Consider the following 18,203-nt stretch of genomic DNA (forward strand, 5'->3'; position numbering starts at 1 on the left):
CAGATCAGGCAGTCGCCCAGACGGCGAGCTCATAACCGTCTCTATCAAGGAAATGGAAGCGGCGGCCGCCGGGAAAATCCGTGATCGGCCGGCAGATCGTGCCGCCGGCTCTTTCGACCGACGTCAGCACCTCCTCCAGATCATTGGCGTAGACGACAACAAGCGGACCGCCCGGCCGGACGGGTCCAAAATCGGTGAAGCCGCCCTTGAGACGGCCATCGTCGAATTCGCAGTAGTTCGGACCGTAATCGGTGAAACGCCAGCCGAAGGCCGAGCCGTAAAAGGCTTTGGCGGCGGCAATGTCGGCGACGTTGAACTCGACATAATCGATGCGGCGGTCGTGGTTTTCTGACTTATCGGCCATTTATCTCTCCATCAGGGCTTTCAGCATGGCGAGGTCCTTCTCGACATGGGCGGCGTCGGCGGAAAACTGCGCGTCGGTCATGCCGGGCAGACGCAGCAGCGTAAACATGATCTCGCAACCATCGCCGTTCGGCACGATGCGCAATGCATTATAGACCCTGAGACCGGATTCGATCGTCACCGTATGGTCGATCACGCCGAATTCATTGGCGGGCACGAAGCTCACCTTGACAGTGCCGAGAGCCCCATGGGCGATCCAGTCGGCGCCATTTGGCTCAAGGCCGCTTGCGAGGCCGGAGGCCCAGAGCGGCATATTCTCCGGCTTGCCGGCGAACTCATAGACGTCGCGCCAGTCACGCTCAATCGATTGGTGGATGATTTTGGCAGGCATTGTCGACATGGCTTGCAGATCCTTGATCTTGATCGAGCGAGAGTAACAACCCACCCGACCCATGATAACACGAGACAGGGCATTAGAGATGCGCTAAGGGCAGGTCACACCACATTGCTGCTGGCCGATCAGAGGCAGGTTGTCGGACAAGCCGGTATTGAAAGCTTCATTTCATTGGCTTTTGCGAACCGATTAGACCCTTGGCAGACTTGCCGTTTGAGCGAGACAGTGCCACAACACCGGTCCAAATGACACATCGGAGGTTTGTCGTGGAAAAGGCAGAAATCGGACTGATCGGCCTTGCGGTCATGGGCTCCAACCTGGCGCTCAACATCGCGGAGAAAGGCAATAAAATTGCGGTGTTCAACCGCACGCCTGAGAAAACCGACGAATTCTACGAAAGCGCCGGCGATCTGAAAAAGCAGATCATTCCCTGCAAGACCATCGAAGAATTCGTCGAGGCGATCCGGCCGCCGCGGCCGATCATCATTATGATCAAGGCGGGTGACGCCGTCGACCAGCAGATGGAGGCGCTGCGCCCGCATCTGTCCAAGGGCGATATCATGATCGATGCCGGCAACGCCAATTTCCGCGACACCGTCGCCCGCTTCGACCGCCTCAAGGATACCGATCTCACCTTTATCGGCATGGGTGTATCCGGCGGCGAGGAAGGTGCGCGCCACGGCCCGTCGATCATGGTCGGCGGCACCGAAGAGTCCTGGAAGCGCGTCGAAAAGGTGCTGACCTCGATTGCCGCCCGCTACAATGACGAGCCCTGCGTCGCCTGGCTCGGCAATGACGGCGCCGGCCATTTCGTCAAGACCATTCATAACGGCATCGAATATGCCGACATGCAGATGATCGCTGAAATCTACGGCATCCTGCGCGACGGCCTCGGCAAGAGCGCCTACGACATCTCCGGCATCTTCGGCGAATGGAACAAGGGCCGGCTGAACTCCTACCTGATCGAGATTTCCGAGAAGGTGCTGGCGGCAACCGATCCGGTTTCCGGCGGCCCGATGGTCGACATGATCCTCGACAAGGCCGGCCAGAAGGGTACCGGCAAATGGTCGGCGATCGAGGCGCAGAACATGGGTATTCCGGCAACGGCGATCGAAGCCGCGGTTGCCGCCCGCAGCCTTTCCTCGATGAAATCGCAGCGCGAAGCCGCCGAAAAGATTTTCGGCACGCAGGCCGCTTCTTTCCCGATTGCCTACGGTCCCGAGCTCAACAAGGATCTGGAACTGGCGCTCTTTGCCGCCAAGATCGGCGCCTACGCCCAGGGTTTTGCCGTGATGGCGGAAGCCTCGCGCGAGTTCAACTGGTCGCTGCCGATGCCGACAATCGCCAGAATCTGGCGCGCCGGCTGCATCATCCGTTCGCAGTTCCTTGACGAGATCACCTCGGCCTTCACCAAGGCGCCGGATGCTGCGAACCTGATAGTCACACCGGCTTTCTCGGAAATGGTCAAGGAATCGATCCCGGCGCTGCGCCGCGTCGTCGCTGCCGCCATCTCGGCCGGCCTGCCAGTGCCGGCGCTGACCTCGGCGCTCACCTATTTCGACGCCTACCGCCAGGGCAGAGGAACTGCGAACCTCATCCAGGCCCAGCGCGATTTCTTCGGCGCCCACGGCTTCGACCGCCTTGATGGCAAGGATTTCCACCACGGCCCCTGGGGCAGCGGCGCGGCGACCTTCTGAGGTTTTCTGGAAAGAGATCGAGAAGCCCGGCCACCGCGCCGGGCTTTTTCGTGGTTATGCGTACCACTGCGCCGGTGCAAAACAGCGCGCAAGCGAGGAAAAGTGTAGGACTTAATCTGGTGCACCCGAGGAATGGATGGAGATGCTAATCCGATACGAGACGCCGGCGGATATCGACGCGATCCATGATCTGACGTCGATCGCCTTCGCGCCTATGCCTTACAGCGACGGTACGGAGGCGGAGATCATCCGGAGGCTTCGCGCGAGCGGCGACCTGACGATTTCGCTGGTCGCCGAAGAGGAAGGCGAGATCCTGGGGCATGTGGCGTTTTCGCCGGTGAGGATCGACGGCGTGCATGGCGGCTGGTTCGGGCTGGGTCCGATATCGGTCAGGCCGGAGAGGCAGCGGCAGGGCATCGGCAAGGCGCTGATCGCAAAGGGGCTCGCATTGCTGGAGGAGATAGGCGCCAGCGGATGCGCGCTGATCGGTAATCCCGAGGTCTATCGCGGCGCGGGCTTCTCCAGCGACGGGAGACTCAGCTATCACGATCTCGATACGCGGTTCGTGCAGCACATTGTTCTCCACGGGCCGGCGCCGAGCGGCATGCTTCGGTTCGCTCCGGCGTTCGAAAGCTAGCAGAAAGGCGATGACATGCCCGGAACCGGCGCGATCACTCTTCGAACCGAGCGGCTGTTTCTCCGCAAGCCTGAGATCAACGATTTCGAAGCCTATGCGGGGCTGATGGCTTCGCCGCGGTCCGCCGGAATGGGCGGACCGTTCGATCTGCGGGCGGCTTGGGGGATGTTTTGTCACGACGTGGCGCTCTGGCAGCTTTTCGGGCATGGAGCTCTGATGATCGAGCTAGCCGAGAAAGGCGAGTGCGTCGGCCAGGTGGGGATCAATCATGGGCCGCTCTTTCCTGAGAAGGAGTTGGGGTGGTTCGTCTATGATGGCCATGAAGGCCGTGGTTATGCGACCGAGGCAGCCCTGGCGCTGCGGGACTGGGCCTTTTCAGCGCTCAAGCTCCCATCGCTCGTCAGCTATATCGCTCCCGGCAATACCGCATCCGTTGCCGTTGCCGAACGGCTGGGGGCACGTCTCGACCCCACGGCGCCCCGAACCGATCCTGCCGATCTCGTCTATCGTCACTCGGCTTCGTGAGATCATGCCCGCAGGCGTAACGCGGTTGACGGACGTCTCAATGCTTACATCTTGATGGGTAAGAATCGGGCTCTGCAAGAGATGGAGTGCCGGATGACGGACGCGAAACGGGAACACTGGGACGAGGTCTATCGCACGAAAGCGGCCGATAGCGTCAGCTGGTATCAGCCGACGCCCGGGCCTTCGTTACATGTGCTCGACGAGCTGCAACTGCCGGCCACGGCTTCGCTGATCGATGTGGGTGGCGGGGCATCGAGCCTTGTCGACCGTCTCGTCGAGCGCGGCTGGTCGGATCTCACTGTGCTCGATATCGCCGGGCCGGCGCTCGACGTCGCCAAGGCGCGGCTCGGGGGCGAGGCTGTTCGAATCACCTGGTTGGTTGCCGACGTCACCGTATGGAGACCTGACCGCCGGTACGATGTGTGGCACGACCGGGCCGTTTTTCACTTCCTCACCGATCCCGGGCAGCGGCTGGCCTATCGCCATGCGCTCGAAACCGCTACGGCACCGGGAAGCATCATGATCATCGCGACCTTCGCGCCGGACGGGCCGGAGCGGTGCAGTGGCTTGCCAGTGGAGCGTTACGACGCGGCAGTGCTTGCGACCGAGTTTTCCCCCGCCTTCGCGCTCGAACGCGACTGGCGCCAGGAGCACACGACACCCCGCGGCGGGCGTCAGTCCTTTCAATGGTGTGTCTTTCGCAGACAGTGAGGTTTACCTCGCCGATATCCTTTTCCGACATTGCCTCAGGCAGTCCGGCCGGCGCGCGCTATGCCATGTTCCACCAGCCGGTCGATGACTTCGGCATAGCTGACGCCGCTTGCCGCCATCGCCTTGGAATACATGCTGATATCGGTAAAGCCGGGGATGGTGTTGAGCTCATTGATGACGAAGCGCATGTCGGGGGTCAGGAAGAAATCGACGCGTGCCATGCCGTCGCAGCCAACGGCCCGGAAGGCTTCTGCCGCCGCGTCGCGCATCGCGGCCTCGACCTCGGGCGGCAGCTCGGCCGGCACCTTCAGCGCAGCGCCTGTCTCGTCGATGTATTTCGCGTCGTAACTGTAGAAGCCGTGGCTTTCCGCCGGGACGATCTCGCCGGGGCGTGAAACGAAAAGCTTTCCAGCCGCATCCTCCAGCACGCTGAATTCGATCTCGCGGCCGGCAATAAATTCCTCGGCAAGCAGGGTGCGATCGTGGCGGAAGGCTTCGGCAAGAGCGGCTGCGAATTCCTGGCTGGCATGGACCTTGGCGACGCCGACCGACGATCCCTGGCGCGCCGGTTTGATGAACAGCGGCAGGCCGAGTTCGCCTTCGAGCGCTGCGAGTGACGGGGTCGTCCCTTCATGGATCGTTACGGCGCGGGCGACCGGCAGGCCGGCCGCCCTGAGCAGCCGCTTGGCGATCTCTTTATCGAGCGCTGCGGCCGAACCAAGGATGCCGCAACCTGCCAGCGGCACACGCGCCACCTGCGCCACACCCTGTACCGACCCGTCTTCGCCATGCAAGCCGTGCAGCACGGGAAACAGCATGTCGATCGTCGCCAACTCATGCGGTGCGCCATTCGCGGGGATCGCCATCACCCGGCCGCAGCCGCCCGGCACGAGGCAGATTTCCGTGCCCGATGATGGTGTCGCCAAGGCGCCGTCCAGGAAGGCGCTCGTGAGCCACCGACCCTCGCGAGTGATGAAAATCGGAAAGGCGTCATACTTTTCGGGCTTGAGCGCACCCATGACGTTGGTTGCCGAAAGGATGGAAACCTCGTGCTCGGCCGAGCGGCCGCCGAAAAGCACGGCGATGCGCAGCCTGTTGGGGGAAGGGTTCATGCAAGCCTCCGGAAGGATCAGGTGTTGAAAGGGTCAGGCGTCGACCGATATGCCGCGATTGGCGAAGAAGCGGTCGAAGACGGCAAGCGGCAGCGTCACGTCGGCCTGGCTCGCCTTGTCATGGCCGGATGGATTGTGGAAGCGGATCGTTTGCTGCGAGGCTGCCGTCACCAGCACCAGATGTCCGCCCTTCGACGGCGGTTTGCGCTGCGGCCAGCGAATGGCCGAATGCACCGAAGCGATGAAGAACCGGCGCTTCGACAGAAGGTCAGGAATGGCCGATGTCTCGACGCCGGTCATCGTCTCGGCGCCGAGCCCGAAATGCTCGGCTGCGAAGCGCACGAAGGGCGCATAGATCAGTCCCTTGATCGAGGCATCGATCTCGTTGACGACATAACCGCCATAGGCGGTGCAAACGCGGGCAAGCTCGAGCGTCGGATGGATTTCGCCACGGGCGGCGAGGATCATCTTCAGACAGGCCATGCCGCAGACATTAACCGCCCAGCGCGCATATTCCTCAACCGTGCCGGCTCCGGATTGGCGCCAGAGCGGATCGCTGAGCAGAGCTTGCCATCCCTCGGCAAGCACCGGCAGCGTCATGCCGGGTGTTTCCCATTGGCTGAAATAGGGCACGCCGCTCTCTTGCATTATGTCGAATCCCCGTGGCTGGGCTTGAGATGGCGGGCAATCTTGGCTTTTTTCGAGCCGATGGCTGCTGGCGAATTCGAGGGTAGGGCTCGTTTTTCGTCAGGAGATCGGTGCCGACCAATGTTCGAGGCCGGCGTGCTTGCGTTCGATGTATGCAAGGAGCAACGCTGCGCATCTCACCCCACCGTCCCGCCTACCGGCTGCTCTCCGGCCAGACGGGCTGGCTGATGCTCTGCAGCAGTTCCGGCTCGACGCCGTCGATGCGGGCGATGACGGCTTTGGCCATTTCGCGGCCGGCTTGGCGCACGTCCTCCTGGGCGGTGATGATCTCGGGACGGATCCAGTTCAGGATCGGCACCGACTGCTTTGAAACCATGTCGAGATCGCGCCCCAGCGCCTTGCCGGCGGCCTCGATGCCGGCATTGACGGCAATCGCCGCGCTGCCGGCGGAACAGACGATGCCGTCAGGCGCGTTCGCCGAACGCATCATCACCTCGACGACGTCGCGAATGTCGGCGAGCGGCGCATCGGTGTTGATGCGCAGCGGCACTTCCTCCGCGCCGTACTCGTGCAAACCGGTCTGGAAGCCGATGCGGATATGGGCGTAATAAGTGAGCTTGCTCGGCGGCTGGAGCAGGGCGATGCGCCGGCGGCCGCGCTGGACGAGCTTTTCGACGGCCTGATGGGCGAAGGCTTCGTTGTCGAAGTCGTGGAAGGGGTGCGTGAGACCCGCATCGGTGCGCCCATGCGTGGCGAAGGGCATGCCGCGCTCGGTCAGCAACCGTACGCGCGGATCGTCCGGCTCGATGCGCGAGATGATGACACCGTCGGCCGAGCCGGTCTCGAGAATATAGCGCACCGGCAGCATCGGGTCCTTGCTATGGGAATGCGGCGTGACGACGATATGATAGGGCGTGCCGGACAGGACCTCCGAGATGCCGAAGACCATCTGGCTCGAGAAGCCCATGATCTCTTCGTCGATGCTGAGGACGAGGGCGATGACATTGGTCTTGCCGGTGCGCAGGCGCACACCCGCCCTGTTCGGCTGGTAACCGAGTTGACGGGCGACCATGCGCACCCGCTCCTTGGTTTCGGCGCCGATATCCGGCGCATCCTTCAGCGCGCGCGACACCGTCGTTACGCCCAGTCCGGTCATGAAGGCGATCGTCTTCAATGTCGGGCGTTCGCGTGCCGCCTGCACCGATGCTGCTTTCTCGAAATTACCCTTGCTTTCCATGCCTGTAGGCCTGCCCCGCGCGAATTGGTGTCGCTTATAGAGGCTTTTTCAAGCGCCGTAAGCCCGTCGCCTGCCAAAATCGCGCCTCCCTGAGGGACGCAATCTGTAACGATACAGTAGAAATGTCGAGGGCTTTTTCTTATGTGCATTGCGGCATTGTTCCCGGTGGTTGAATCTGTCATTTGTGCCCGGTTTTACCGCAGCAGCGAAGAAGGTAAAGCGAGCGGTAGCTCTTGATGCCAGAATTGATCCTTATATTACATGTATATAAGTTGATTGTGCATATGCGGTATTGCTTAATAATGCGGCGATATGATGAGAGCATCGGCGCAGCCTGTAACAGCCAGAAGTAGCAATTCCGGCATTCGGCAAAAAATTTGGGGGCGGCCAGTTGCGTGTGGAAATCGATTGATCTAAGTTTTTCCGGCAACGTTTCAGTGAGGGAGGAGAACTCATGAAAATTCGTATGATGGCGGCTGTGCTTGCCGCTTCCGCCGCGCTTCCGATCAGCGCGAACGCGACCGATCTCGAAGTCACGCATTGGTGGACGTCAGGCGGCGAATCCGCGGCCGTCGCCGAGCTGGCCAAGGCATTCGACGCCACCGGCAACCATTGGGTCGACGGCGCCATTGCCGGTTCAGGCGGCACCGCCCGTCCGATCATGATCAGCCGCATCACCGGCGGCGACCCGATGGGTGCGACCCAGTTTAACCACGGCCGCCAGGCCGAGGAGCTCGTCCAGGCCGGCCTGATGCGCGATCTGACCGATGTCGCCACTGCCGAGAAGTGGAAGGACATCATCCGTCCGTCGAGCCTGCTCGACTCCTGCACCATCGACGGCAAGATCTATTGCGCTCCCGTCAACATCCATTCCTGGCAGTGGCTGTGGCTTTCCAATGCTGCCTTCAAGAAGGCCGGAGTCGAAGTTCCGAAAAACTGGGACGAGTTCGTCGCCGCTGCTCCGGCTCTTGAAAAGGCCGGCATCATCCCGCTCGCCGTCGGCGGTCAGCCGTGGCAGGCCGCAGGCGCCTTCGACGTGCTGATGGTCGCGATCGCCGGCAAGGATACGTTCAACAAGGTCTTCAAGGACAAGGATGCCGAAGCTGCAGCCGGTCCAGAGATTGCCAAGGTCTTCAAGGCCGCCGACGATGCCCGCCGCATGTCCAAGGGCAGCAATGTCCAGGATTGGAACCAGGCGACCAACCTCGTCATCACGGGCAAGGCCGGCGGCCAGATCATGGGTGACTGGGCGCAGGGCGAATTCGCACTCGCCGGCCAGAAGGCCGGTACGGACTATACCTGCCTGCCGGGCCTCGGCGTCAACGAGATCATCTCGACCGGCGGTGACGCCTTCTACTTCCCGCTGCTGAAGGATGAGGAAAAGTCCAAGGCGCAGGCGGTACTTGCCAAGACTCTGCTCGATCCCAAGACTCAGGTTGCCTTCAACCTGAAGAAGGGCTCGTTGCCGGTGCGCGGCGACGTCGATCTCGCCGCCGCCAATGATTGCATGAAGAAGGGCCTCGATATCCTGGCGAAGGGCAACGTGATCCAGGGTACCGATCAGCTGCTTTCGGCCGACAGCCAGAAGCAGAAGGAAGACCTCTTCTCCGAATTCTTCGCCAACCCGTCGATGACGCCGGAAGACGCTCAGAAGCGTTTCGCCGAAATCATTTCTTCGGCCGACTGACCGGCAGATTTGCTGTCCTTGCGATCCGGCTCCTCGGAGCCGGATCCCCCGGATGGTCTCGCCGGTACTCCCGGCAGGTCGCAGGGTGGGGATGAAAGAAGGCGGTCATCGGCCGCAGCTGCCATTTGAGGAGAAGAGCTCATGACGGGTCAAGCGCAAGCAGGCCGGCCAAGCAAGTTATTACGCAATCTGAACGCCAAGATTGCGTCCATCCCGATGATCCTGACAGCGCTGGTAATTTTTGTCGGCGGCACGCTCTGGACGGTGTTTTATTCCTTCACCAATTCGAAGCTCCTTCCGCGGTTGAGCTTCGTCGGTTTCGATCAATACGAGCGGCTCTGGGCCGCGCCGCGCTGGGTGACAGCGATCGAGAACCTCGCCCTCTACGGTATTCTCTCGCTGATTTTCAGCCTGGTTATCGGCTTCCTGCTGGCTGCGCTGATGGACCAGAAGATCCGGTTTGAAAATACCTTCCGTACCATTTTTCTTTATCCTTTCGCGCTGTCCTTCATCGTGACGGGCCTCGTGTGGCAATGGGTTCTGAACCCGGACTTCGGCATCCAGTCGGTCGTGCGCTCGCTCGGCTGGACGAGCTTCACCTTCAATCCGCTCTACACTCCCGAGATCGTCATCTACGGCATTCTGATTGCGGCGCTGTGGCAGGGCACGGGGCTGGTCATGTGCCTGATGCTTGCCGGCCTGCGCGGTATCGATGAGGATATTTGGAAAGCGGCGCGTGTCGACGGCATTCCGATGTGGAAGACCTATCTCCTCATCGTCATACCGATGATGCGGCCGGTCTTCATCACGACGATCGTCATCATCGCCTCCGGCATCGTCAAGGTTTACGATCTCGTCGTGGCGCAAACATCGGGCGGCCCGGGTATCTCCTCGGAAGTGCCCGCCAAATACGTCTACGACTACATGTTCCAGGCGCAGAATCTGGGGCAGGGCTTCGCCGCATCGACCATGATGCTGGTCACGGTCGCGATCATCATCGTTCCGTGGGCCTATCTGGAATTCGGAGGAGGGCGCAAGCGTGGCTAATATTGGAACTCTCAACACCACGGCGGCTGGCATCGACGCCGTCTCAGGGAGGCTCGGCGACGGACCGACCGGTCCAAAGCCGCGCCCGGCATTGTCGCCGCGTAACATCATGCTCTACGGCACGCTGACCATCGCGGCGCTTTATTATCTGCTGCCGCTCTACGTGATGGTCGTCACCTCCCTGAAAGGCATGCCGGAAATCCGTCTTGGCAATATCTTTTCGCCGCCGATGGAAATCACATTTCAACCCTGGGTGAAGGCCTGGGCGGAGGCCTGCACGGGCTTGAACTGCGATGGCCTGTCACGCGGTTTCTGGAACTCCGTGCGCATCACGGTGCCGTCTGTGATCATCTCGATCGCGATCGCCTCGGTGAACGGCTATGCGCTGGCGAACTGGCGGTTCAAAGGGTCTGAGCTCTTCTTCTCGATCCTGATCATCGGAGCTTTCATTCCCTATCAGGTGATGATCTATCCGATCGTCATCATCCTGCGCGAAATTGGCATCTACGGCACGCTGACAGGTCTCGTCATCGTGCATTCGATCTTCGGCATGCCGATCCTGACACTGCTGTTCCGCAACTATTTCGTGTCGCTGCCGGAGGAGCTGTTCAAGGCGGCGCGTGTCGACGGCGCGGGTTTCTGGCAGGTTTTCCTGAAGATCATGCTGCCGATGTCACTGCCGATCTTCGTCGTGGCGATGATCCTGCAGGTGACCGGCATCTGGAACGACTTCCTGTTCGGCGTGGTCTTTACCCGGCCCGATACCTATCCGATGACCGTGCAGCTCAACAACATCGTCAATTCCGTCCAGGGCGTGAAGGAATACAACGTCAACATGGCGGCGACGATCCTGACCGGCCTGGTGCCGCTGATCGTCTATTTCGTCTCGGGACGGCTTTTCGTTCGCGGCATCGCCGCCGGCGCAGTGAAGGGGTGATCACATGAACATGAATTCTACTGTCTCCAATTCGAGCGTCTCGATCAGGGATCTGTCGCTGAACTTCGGATCAGTCAGCGTGCTGAAGGATCTCAACCTCGACATCAATGACGGCGAATTCCTTGTGCTGCTCGGCTCATCCGGCTGCGGCAAGTCGACCTTGCTGAACTGCATTGCCGGCTTGCTCGATGCTTCGGAAGGCCAGATATTCATCAAGGGCAAGAACGTCACCTGGGAGGAGCCAAAGGACCGCGGCATCGGGATGGTCTTCCAGTCCTACGCGCTCTATCCGCAGATGACGGTCGAGAAAAACCTCTCTTTCGGCCTTCGCGTTGCCAAGGTGCCGCAGGCCGAGATCGACAAGCGCGTGGCGCGCGCTGCAGAGATCCTGCAGATCCAGCCGCTCCTGAAGCGAAAACCGGCCGAGCTTTCCGGCGGTCAGCGCCAGCGTGTGGCAATCGGACGGGCGCTGGTGCGCGATGTCGACGTCTTCCTGTTTGACGAGCCGCTCTCCAACCTCGATGCCAAGCTGCGCTCGGAGCTGCGCGTCGAGATCAAGCGCCTGCACCAGTCGCTGCAGAATACGATGATCTACGTCACGCACGACCAGATCGAGGCGCTGACGCTGGCCGACCGCATCGCCATCATGAAGAGCGGCATCATCCAGCAGCTCGATGATCCGACGACGATCTATAACCGGCCGCGCAACCTCTTCGTCGCCGGCTTCATCGGCTCGCCGTCAATGAATTTCCTGCGCGGTGAACTGGTCAAATCAGGCGACGGCATCGCCTTTACGGCCAACGGCGTCAACTTCTCGCTGGCCGCTTACGATGCCAACGAAGCGCTGCAGCCCGGCCGCAAAGTGGTGCTCGGCGTTCGTCCCGAGCACATCAAGGTCAACGAGAACGCCGGCGGCGAAGAACATGACGCGACCGTCGATATCGAGGAGCCAATGGGTGCGGACAATCTTCTGTGGCTGAAACATGCCGGTCACACGATGTCGGTCCGCGTCAATGGTGCCCGCCGCTTCAACGTCGGAGCCAAGGTGAAGCTCAGTTTCGACATGGCGCTGGCGTCGCTGTTCGATGCGGAGAGCGAGCTGCGGCTTTAGAAGGTTCTGTGGGTTGAGGCCACTAGCCGGGGCGAGTTTGACGAAAAGGCCAACCCCGCCCTCCGTCATCCTCGGGCTTGACCTGAGGATCCATGCCCGCTGCTGCAGGTGGATGCGGTGTAGATCCTCGGGTCAAGCCCATGGATGACGGAGAGCGGAGTGCCGATCAGGAGAAAAAGCACACGTTTCTGACGACGACTAGGTGACGGCCACCGAACAGTGACATTTGCCCTTCCTTCAAGACCACAATCCTTTTCGAAATCGGAATTGAAATCGTGACGCAGCAATCAACCAACACCAGCATCGGCCTTTCCGGTTCGTGGCAGCTGACCTCTGTTGATGGTGAGATCCGGACAGCGATCACGCTGCCGGGCGACGTGCATACGGCGCTTCACCGGGCCGGGCTGATTCCCGATCCCTATTTCGGCCGCAACGAGGAGAAGGTGCAGTGGGTCGCTGAGCGTGAATGGGCGGTCGAACGCAGCTTCACGCTGCAGGAGGCCGAGGGCGACTGGTATCTCGATATCGACTATCTCGATACGGTTGCCTCCGTTTACGTCAACGGCTTCCTGGCGCTCGAAGCCGACAACAGCTTCCGGCGCTACCGGCCTGATGTCTCGAGCGTGCTGAAATCCGGCGACAACGTCATCCGCATCGTCTTCGCCTCCAACGCCGCCGTTGGCGCCGAGCGGCAGAAGCAGCAGCCCTTCTACATTCCCTACAGCACCGGCAATTCGCCGATTCCGGACGGCAATATGCTGCGCAAGCCGCAATGCCATTTCGGCTGGGACTGGAATATCGCCATTGCGCCTTTCGGCCTCTACGGCACGATCGCGCTGAAGAAGCTAGAGACGGCACGCATCGAACATATCGTCACCCGCCAGACGCATAACAGTGACGGTTCCGTTGACCTGACGGTGACGGCGAGCCTCTACGCGAAGCAGACCGGCGTCGCCCAGGTCTATTTCGATCTCGACGGCGAGCGCGTGCGCCTCGATGTCGGGGTCAAGGGCGAGACTGATGTCAACCATCTCTTTCACATCGACACGCCGCGCCTCTGGTGGCCGTCCGGCAGCGGCGAGCAGGCGCTTTATACGCTTTCGGTCGAGCTATCCGACGAGGCGGTAACGAGGCAGATTGGTCTTCGCACCATCGAGCTGATCACCACCCCGGATGCGTCAGGCGCCCGTTTTGCCTTCAAGGCTAACGGCCGCGAGATCTTCTGCCGCGGCGCCAATTGGATTCCCGCCGACGCGCTCTATTCGCTCTCCTCACCAGAGAAGACGGAAGACCTGCTGCAATCGGCGAAAGCCGCCAACATGAATATGATCCGTGTCTGGGGCGGCGGCTTCTACGAGCAGGATCATTTCTACGATCTCTGCGACCGGCTGGGTCTCATGGTTTGGCAGGACTTCATGTTCGCCTGCAACCTCTATCCCTCGACAGAAGACTTCCTTGAGAATGTGGCGATCGAGGTGGATTACCAGGTGCGCCGGCTTTCCTCGCACCCTTCGATCGCGCTCTGGTGCGGCGACAACGAACTAGTCGGCGCGCTGACCTGGTTCGAGGAATCGAGGAAGGATCGCGACCGCTATCTCGTCTCCTATGACCGGCTCAACCGAACGATCGAGCAGGCGGTGAAGAAGGCATTGCCCGGCGCGCTCTGGTGGCCGTCCAGCCCGGCTTCCGGCTATCTCGATTTCGGCGATGCGTGGCATGCCGATGGCTCCGGCGACATGCATTACTGGTCGGTCTGGCACGAGAACAAGTCGTTCGACAATTACCGCTCGGTGCGGCCGCGCTTCTGCTCGGAATTCGGCTTCCAGTCCTATACCTCGCTGCCGGTCATCAGGACCTATGCCGAGGAGAAGGACATGAACATCGCTTCTCCCGTCATGGAACTGCACCAGAAGAACGCCGGCGGCAACGAGCGCATCGCCGGCACGATGTTCCGCTATTTCCGCTTCCCCAAGGATTTTCCGAACTTCGTCTATCTCTCCCAGATCCAGCAGGGCCTGGCGATCAAGACGGCGGTGGAATATTGGCGTTCGCTGAAACCCCATTGCATGGGCACGATCTACTGGCAGCTTAACGACACCTGGCCGGTGGCCTCCTGGTCTAGCCTTGATTATGGCGGGCGCTGGAAGGCGATGCATTATCTCGTCAAGCGCTTCTTCCAGCCGGTGGCGGTCGCCGCCATTCCTTCCGAGGACGGCAAGACGATCCGCTTCTCGCTGGTCAACGACATGCTTGCCGATGTCAGCGTCGATCTTTCGATCTCTCTGCTGACGATGAAAGGGGAGCGGAAGCATCTGAAAGACGTGCAGGCGGTCTGCTCGCCGGATGCGGCGGTGACGGCCGCGACGATTGACGTCGCCGAAATCGGCGAGGGGACGCTGCTTGCCTGGCGTTTCACTGCCTCGAACGGCATGGGCGGCGAGGGCCATTATGTCAACGGCACCTACAAAGCGCTGGAGCTCGAGCCTGCGGTGCTGACGGTTACGCATGAATATGTCGAGGCCAGCGGCGCGGTCGATATCAACGTCACTGCCAAGGGACTTGCGCTTTTCGTGATGATCGAGAGCGAGACGGACGGCAAATATTCCGACAACGCTTTCGATCTTGCGGCCGGCGAGAGCCGCCGCATTACCTTCACCCCGGCACTGCCGCTCGAACGCGGCAGGCTGCCGGACTTCCGGTTTTACGACCTGCATTCCTGCCAATCGGCGGATTGATCCTTCCCAAGCGTGGGCACGAGGCCCAAGGAGAATATGATGACGAAACTTAGCTACCAGCTCTACAGCGCGCGCAACTTCCAGCCCTATTCGGCAATCTTCGAAAAGCTCGGCAAGGCCGGCTATGCGGAAGTCGAGGGCTTCGGCGGCATCTATGCCGATCTCGACGATGCCGGCCTGAAGAGCCTTCGCGCCAAGCTCGACAAGAACGGCCTGATCATGGCGAGCGGCCATTTCAGTCCCGATTTCCTGGAGAAGGAAGTTCAGAAGTCGCTCAATATTGCCAGGATTCTCGGCATGGATTCGATCTATGCGCCGCATCTGGCAGCTGACCAGCGCCCTTCCGACGCCGCCGGCTGGACCGCCTTCGGCAAGCGCCTGCAGGAGATGAGCAAGCCTTACAAGGACGCCGGCTATGAATTCGGCTGGCACAACCACGAGTTCGAATTCGTCAAGCTGGCCGACGGCTCGCTGCCGATCGAGCGCATCTTCGAAGGCGCTCCCGACATTTCCTGGGAAGCCGATATCGCATGGGTCATCCGCGGCGACGCCGATCCCTTCGCCTGGATCGAGAAGCTCGGGCCGCGCATCACCGCCGTCCACGTCAAGGACATTGCGCCGGCAGGCGAAGCGACGGACGAGGACGGCTGGGCCGATGTCGGCCATGGCAAGGTCGAGTGGGCAAAGCTGATTGCGGCGCTTCGCGGCACCAAGGCCAAGCATTTCGTCGTCGAACATGACAATCCCAATGACATCGACCGCAACATTAGCCGCTCGATCGCATCCTTCCAGACTTATTGAGGCACATCATGACCAGGGAACTTGGCGTCGGCATCATCGGATGCGGCAACATCTCCACCACCTACTTCTCGCTCGCACCGCTCTTCAAGGGGCTGAAGGTGCTGGCCTGCGCCGATATCAACGTGCAGGCCGCAGAGGCCCGCGCCAAGGAATATGGCGTGAAGGCACAGACGATCGACGCGCTTCTCGCCAATGACGAGATCGACGTCGTCGTCAACCTGACCATTCCGGATGCGCATTTTCCAGTGTCGAAGGCGATCCTCGAAGCGGGAAAACACGTCTATTCGGAAAAGCCGCTGGTGCTTTCGCTGGAGCAGGGCGAAGAGCTTCGCCGCATCGCCAAGGCGAAGAATCTCGCCGTCGGCTGCGCGCCGGACACCTTCCTCGGCGGCGCCCATCAGCTTGCCCGCAAGTTCATCGACGATGGCGGCATCGGCCGGGTGACCTCGGGGGCCTGCTATGTGATGAGCCCCGGGATGGAGATGTGGCACCCGAACCCGGATTTCTTCTTCCTGCCGGGCGGCGGACCGATCCTCGACCTCGGCCCTTACTACATCGCCAACCTGATCAATCTGATCGGTCCGGTTAAACGCGTTGGCGCCATGACCTCGATGGCATCGGAGACCCGCACGATCACTAGCCAGCCGCGCCATGGCGAGATCATCCCGGTCAAAACGCCGACGACGATCCAGGCGCTGCTCGAATTCGTCAACGGCGCCACCGTTACGCTTTCGGCAAGCTGGGATGTCTGGTCGCATCGCCATGCCAACATGGAGCTCTACGGCACCGACGGCTCGCTCTACGTGCCGGACCCGAACTTCTTCGGCGGCATCGTCGAGGCAAGTGGCCGCGACAAGGACATCAAGCCGCTTAAAGACTGGGAACATCCCTTCGGCAAGATCAACCAGGAAAACCCGAACGGAGCGCGCGCCAACTACCGCACGGCCGGCCTTGCCGACATGGCGATGGCGTTGATCGAAGGCCGCGACGCACGCTGCTCGCTCGACCGCACGCTCCACGGGGTCGACGTCATGACCTCGATCCTCAAGTCGGGCGAGGAGGGGCGCTTCATCGACCTTAGCACGACCTGCACCCAGCCGGCCGCGCTCGGCATAGAAGAGGCACAGGCGTTGTTGAAGTGATAGAGCATTCGCGCCTGCGCTTGCCGTATCGGCGCGGTTGCTCCAATAGTTCCGTCATGTCAGACCATGCCGCCGTCGTCCATTTCATGCCGATGGCTGCCCCTCACCCTAACCCTCTCCCCGTAAATCGGGCGAGGGGACGTGCCATGCGAGAGCTGCATGGGGAACGGAGGGGCTGCGGCAATTCCCCTTCTCCCCGCTTGCGGGGAGAAGGTGCCGGCAGGCGGATGAGGGGCAGGTGTCGGCATTCTCGTTAGCCGAGGATGTCGCATGACGATGACACGGATATTGTACGAAGGAGACTTTCATATGAGCAGCTGGCAGCCGGCCGAAGACCGCTATTCAAAGATGAAGTATAACCGCGTCGGGCGTTCCGGCCTGAAGCTGCCGGCCGTTTCTCTCGGCCTCTGGCACAATTTCGGCGGCGACACCTCGCATGACCGCAAGATCGACATGTGCCGCACGGCCTTCGACCTCGGCATCACTCATTTCGACCTCGCCAACAATTACGGCCCGCCCCCCGGCAGTGCCGAGACCGCCTTCGGCGAGATCCTGCGCACTGAATTTTCCGGGCTTCGCGACGAGCTGATCATCTCCTCAAAGGCCGGCTACGATATGTGGCCAGGCCCTTACGGCGAGTGGGGCAGCCGCAAGTACCTGATCGCCTCCTGCGACCAGAGCCTGAAGCGCATGGGCCTCGACTATGTCGATATCTTCTATTCGCACCGTTTCGATCCGGACACGCCACTGGAAGAGACCTGCGGTGCGCTCGACCATATCGTCCGCTCCGGCCGGGCGCTCTATGTCGGCATCTCCTCCTATAATTCGCAGCGCACCCGCGAAGCCGCTGCAATCCTCAGGGAACTCGGCACGCCGTGCCTGATCCACCAGCCGAGCTATTCCATGCTCAACCGCTGGGTCGAGGACGACAGGCTGCTCGATGCGCTCGACGAGGTCGGCATGGGTTCGATCGTTTTCTCGCCGCTTGCCCAGGGTATGCTGACCAAGAAGTATCTCGGCGGCATTCCTGATGACAGCCGCGCAGCCCAGAACCATTTCCTGAAGCGCGACTTCATTCGCCCTTCGATCATCGACAATATCCGGAAGCTCAACGAGATCGCCGAGCGCCGGGGCCAGACGCTGGCGCAGATGGCGATCGCATGGGTGCTGCGCGGCGGACGCGTGACTTCGGCGCTGATCGGCGCCAGCCGTTCCTCGCAGATCGTCGATTGCGTCAAGGCGCTGGATAATCTCGAATTCACGGCCGAGGAGCTGAAGCAGATCGATGTCTACGCCAAGGAAGCGGATATCAACCTGTGGGCCAAGTCCGCAGAGCTGGAGTAGGATGGACAGTGGGAGTTTGTGGCAGCATGTCGTCTCAGACTCCCTCATTCCTGTGGCCTCAGGCCTTGCCCGAGG

The 18,203-nt window shown here is 61.1% G+C and carries 17 protein-coding genes; 12 read left to right on the forward strand and 5 right to left on the reverse strand.

Annotated elements, in window-relative coordinates; genetic code table 11:
• Positions 1-4: 4 nt before the first annotated feature.
• Entirely contained in the window at positions 5-364 is a 360-nt protein-coding gene (locus C4N04_RS18805) for a VOC family protein (protein WP_004669769.1), read from the reverse strand.
• On the reverse strand, positions 365-763 hold the full coding sequence (locus tag C4N04_RS18810) for a hypothetical protein (RefSeq protein ID WP_009994822.1): 399 nt from the start codon (positions 761-763) through the stop codon (positions 365-367).
• A 239-nt stretch (positions 764-1,002) separates the two neighbouring features.
• On the opposite strand from C4N04_RS18810, the gene gndA reads away from it, so the two are divergent.
• The 4 genes from gndA to C4N04_RS18830 all read left to right on the forward strand — a co-directional run bounded on the left by gndA (position 1,003) and on the right by C4N04_RS18830 (position 4,327).
• Positions 1,003-2,454: an NADP-dependent phosphogluconate dehydrogenase gene (gndA, locus tag C4N04_RS18815; protein ID WP_199852483.1), complete on the forward strand. Its 1,452-nt coding sequence runs from the start codon at positions 1,003-1,005 to the stop codon at positions 2,452-2,454.
• Positions 2,455-2,596: 142 nt separating this feature from the next.
• On the forward strand, positions 2,597-3,091 hold the full coding sequence (locus tag C4N04_RS18820; RefSeq protein ID WP_096761976.1) for an N-acetyltransferase: 495 nt from the start codon (positions 2,597-2,599) through the stop codon (positions 3,089-3,091).
• Positions 3,092-3,106: 15 nt separating this feature from the next.
• The gene (locus C4N04_RS18825) at positions 3,107-3,616 is read left to right on the forward strand and encodes a GNAT family N-acetyltransferase (protein WP_096761877.1); all 510 of its coding nucleotides are present in this window, start codon (positions 3,107-3,109) and stop codon (positions 3,614-3,616) included.
• A gap of 93 nt (positions 3,617-3,709) precedes the next feature.
• Positions 3,710-4,327, forward strand: a complete 618-nt coding sequence (locus C4N04_RS18830) for a class I SAM-dependent methyltransferase (protein ID WP_096761876.1) — start codon at positions 3,710-3,712, stop codon at positions 4,325-4,327.
• Between the two features lie 35 nt (positions 4,328-4,362).
• Here C4N04_RS18830 and C4N04_RS18835 read toward each other — a convergent pair whose 3' ends face one another.
• From C4N04_RS18835 to C4N04_RS18845, 3 genes are all read right to left on the reverse strand, one after another.
• A complete protein-coding gene (locus C4N04_RS18835) occupies positions 4,363-5,439 on the reverse strand; it encodes a D-alanine--D-alanine ligase family protein (RefSeq protein ID WP_106796717.1) in 1,077 nt (358 codons plus the stop codon).
• Positions 5,440-5,472: 33 nt separating this feature from the next.
• The gene (locus C4N04_RS18840) at positions 5,473-6,087 is read right to left on the reverse strand and encodes a C39 family peptidase (RefSeq protein ID WP_106796718.1); all 615 of its coding nucleotides are present in this window, start codon (positions 6,085-6,087) and stop codon (positions 5,473-5,475) included.
• Between the two features lie 193 nt (positions 6,088-6,280).
• Positions 6,281-7,324 (reverse strand): LacI family transcriptional regulator, encoded by a 1,044-nt coding sequence (locus C4N04_RS18845; protein ID WP_038689462.1) that lies wholly within the window; start codon positions 7,322-7,324, stop codon positions 6,281-6,283.
• Between the two features lie 454 nt (positions 7,325-7,778).
• Here C4N04_RS18845 and C4N04_RS18850 point away from each other — a divergent pair, with 454 nt between their 5' ends.
• The 8 genes from C4N04_RS18850 to mgrA all read left to right on the forward strand — a co-directional run bounded on the left by C4N04_RS18850 (position 7,779) and on the right by mgrA (position 18,128).
• Entirely contained in the window at positions 7,779-9,011 is a 1,233-nt protein-coding gene (locus C4N04_RS18850) for an ABC transporter substrate-binding protein (RefSeq protein ID WP_086156239.1), read from the forward strand.
• A gap of 141 nt (positions 9,012-9,152) precedes the next feature.
• Positions 9,153-10,058: a sugar ABC transporter permease gene (locus C4N04_RS18855; RefSeq protein WP_038689458.1), complete on the forward strand. Its 906-nt coding sequence runs from the start codon at positions 9,153-9,155 to the stop codon at positions 10,056-10,058.
• The gene (locus C4N04_RS18860) at positions 10,051-10,995 is read left to right on the forward strand and encodes a carbohydrate ABC transporter permease (RefSeq protein WP_106796719.1); all 945 of its coding nucleotides are present in this window, start codon (positions 10,051-10,053) and stop codon (positions 10,993-10,995) included. Before C4N04_RS18855 ends, C4N04_RS18860 begins: the two co-directional genes overlap by 8 nt.
• A gap of 4 nt (positions 10,996-10,999) precedes the next feature.
• Positions 11,000-12,106, forward strand: coding sequence for an ABC transporter ATP-binding protein (locus tag C4N04_RS18865; protein ID WP_106796720.1), 1,107 nt, complete (start codon positions 11,000-11,002; stop codon positions 12,104-12,106).
• Positions 12,107-12,381: 275 nt separating this feature from the next.
• Positions 12,382-14,841, forward strand: coding sequence for a glycoside hydrolase family 2 protein (locus C4N04_RS18870; protein WP_106796721.1), 2,460 nt, complete (start codon positions 12,382-12,384; stop codon positions 14,839-14,841).
• A 39-nt stretch (positions 14,842-14,880) separates the two neighbouring features.
• Positions 14,881-15,642 carry a sugar phosphate isomerase/epimerase gene (locus C4N04_RS18875; RefSeq protein ID WP_106796722.1) on the forward strand — a complete coding sequence of 254 codons (762 nt, stop codon included), beginning with the start codon at positions 14,881-14,883 and terminating at the stop codon, positions 15,640-15,642.
• A gap of 8 nt (positions 15,643-15,650) precedes the next feature.
• Entirely contained in the window at positions 15,651-16,784 is a 1,134-nt protein-coding gene (locus tag C4N04_RS18880) for a Gfo/Idh/MocA family oxidoreductase (RefSeq protein WP_106796723.1), read from the forward strand.
• 309 nt (positions 16,785-17,093) lie between these two features.
• Positions 17,094-18,128: an L-glyceraldehyde 3-phosphate reductase gene (gene mgrA / locus C4N04_RS18885; protein WP_038689449.1), complete on the forward strand. Its 1,035-nt coding sequence runs from the start codon at positions 17,094-17,096 to the stop codon at positions 18,126-18,128.
• Positions 18,129-18,203 lie beyond the last annotated feature (75 nt).

It is taken from the genome of Rhizobium sp. H4 (assembly GCF_003013335.1).
Lineage (GTDB): Bacteria > Pseudomonadota > Alphaproteobacteria > Rhizobiales > Rhizobiaceae > Rhizobium > Rhizobium sophoriradicis.

What these genes read in the sequence shown, in the direction of transcription:
- C4N04_RS18805 (WP_004669769.1), bottom strand. Translation starts at nt 364, where the DNA reads ATGGCCGATAAGTCAGAAAACCACGACCGCCGCATCGATTATGTCGAG.
- C4N04_RS18810 (WP_009994822.1), bottom strand. Translation starts at nt 763, where the DNA reads ATGTCGACAATGCCTGCCAAAATCATCCACCAATCGATTGAGCGTGAC.
- gndA (WP_199852483.1), top strand. Translation starts at nt 1,003, where the DNA reads ATGACACATCGGAGGTTTGTCGTGGAAAAGGCAGAAATCGGACTGATC.
- C4N04_RS18820 (WP_096761976.1), top strand. Translation starts at nt 2,597, where the DNA reads ATGCTAATCCGATACGAGACGCCGGCGGATATCGACGCGATCCATGAT.
- C4N04_RS18825 (WP_096761877.1), top strand. Translation starts at nt 3,107, where the DNA reads ATGCCCGGAACCGGCGCGATCACTCTTCGAACCGAGCGGCTGTTTCTC.
- C4N04_RS18830 (WP_096761876.1), top strand. Translation starts at nt 3,710, where the DNA reads ATGACGGACGCGAAACGGGAACACTGGGACGAGGTCTATCGCACGAAA.
- C4N04_RS18835 (WP_106796717.1), bottom strand. Translation starts at nt 5,439, where the DNA reads ATGAACCCTTCCCCCAACAGGCTGCGCATCGCCGTGCTTTTCGGCGGC.
- C4N04_RS18840 (WP_106796718.1), bottom strand. Translation starts at nt 6,087, where the DNA reads ATGCAAGAGAGCGGCGTGCCCTATTTCAGCCAATGGGAAACACCCGGC.
- C4N04_RS18845 (WP_038689462.1), bottom strand. Translation starts at nt 7,324, where the DNA reads ATGGAAAGCAAGGGTAATTTCGAGAAAGCAGCATCGGTGCAGGCGGCA.
- C4N04_RS18850 (WP_086156239.1), top strand. Translation starts at nt 7,779, where the DNA reads ATGAAAATTCGTATGATGGCGGCTGTGCTTGCCGCTTCCGCCGCGCTT.
- C4N04_RS18855 (WP_038689458.1), top strand. Translation starts at nt 9,153, where the DNA reads ATGACGGGTCAAGCGCAAGCAGGCCGGCCAAGCAAGTTATTACGCAAT.
- C4N04_RS18865 (WP_106796720.1), top strand. Translation starts at nt 11,000, where the DNA reads ATGAACATGAATTCTACTGTCTCCAATTCGAGCGTCTCGATCAGGGAT.
- C4N04_RS18875 (WP_106796722.1), top strand. Translation starts at nt 14,881, where the DNA reads ATGACGAAACTTAGCTACCAGCTCTACAGCGCGCGCAACTTCCAGCCC.
- C4N04_RS18880 (WP_106796723.1), top strand. Translation starts at nt 15,651, where the DNA reads ATGACCAGGGAACTTGGCGTCGGCATCATCGGATGCGGCAACATCTCC.
- mgrA (WP_038689449.1), top strand. Translation starts at nt 17,094, where the DNA reads ATGAGCAGCTGGCAGCCGGCCGAAGACCGCTATTCAAAGATGAAGTAT.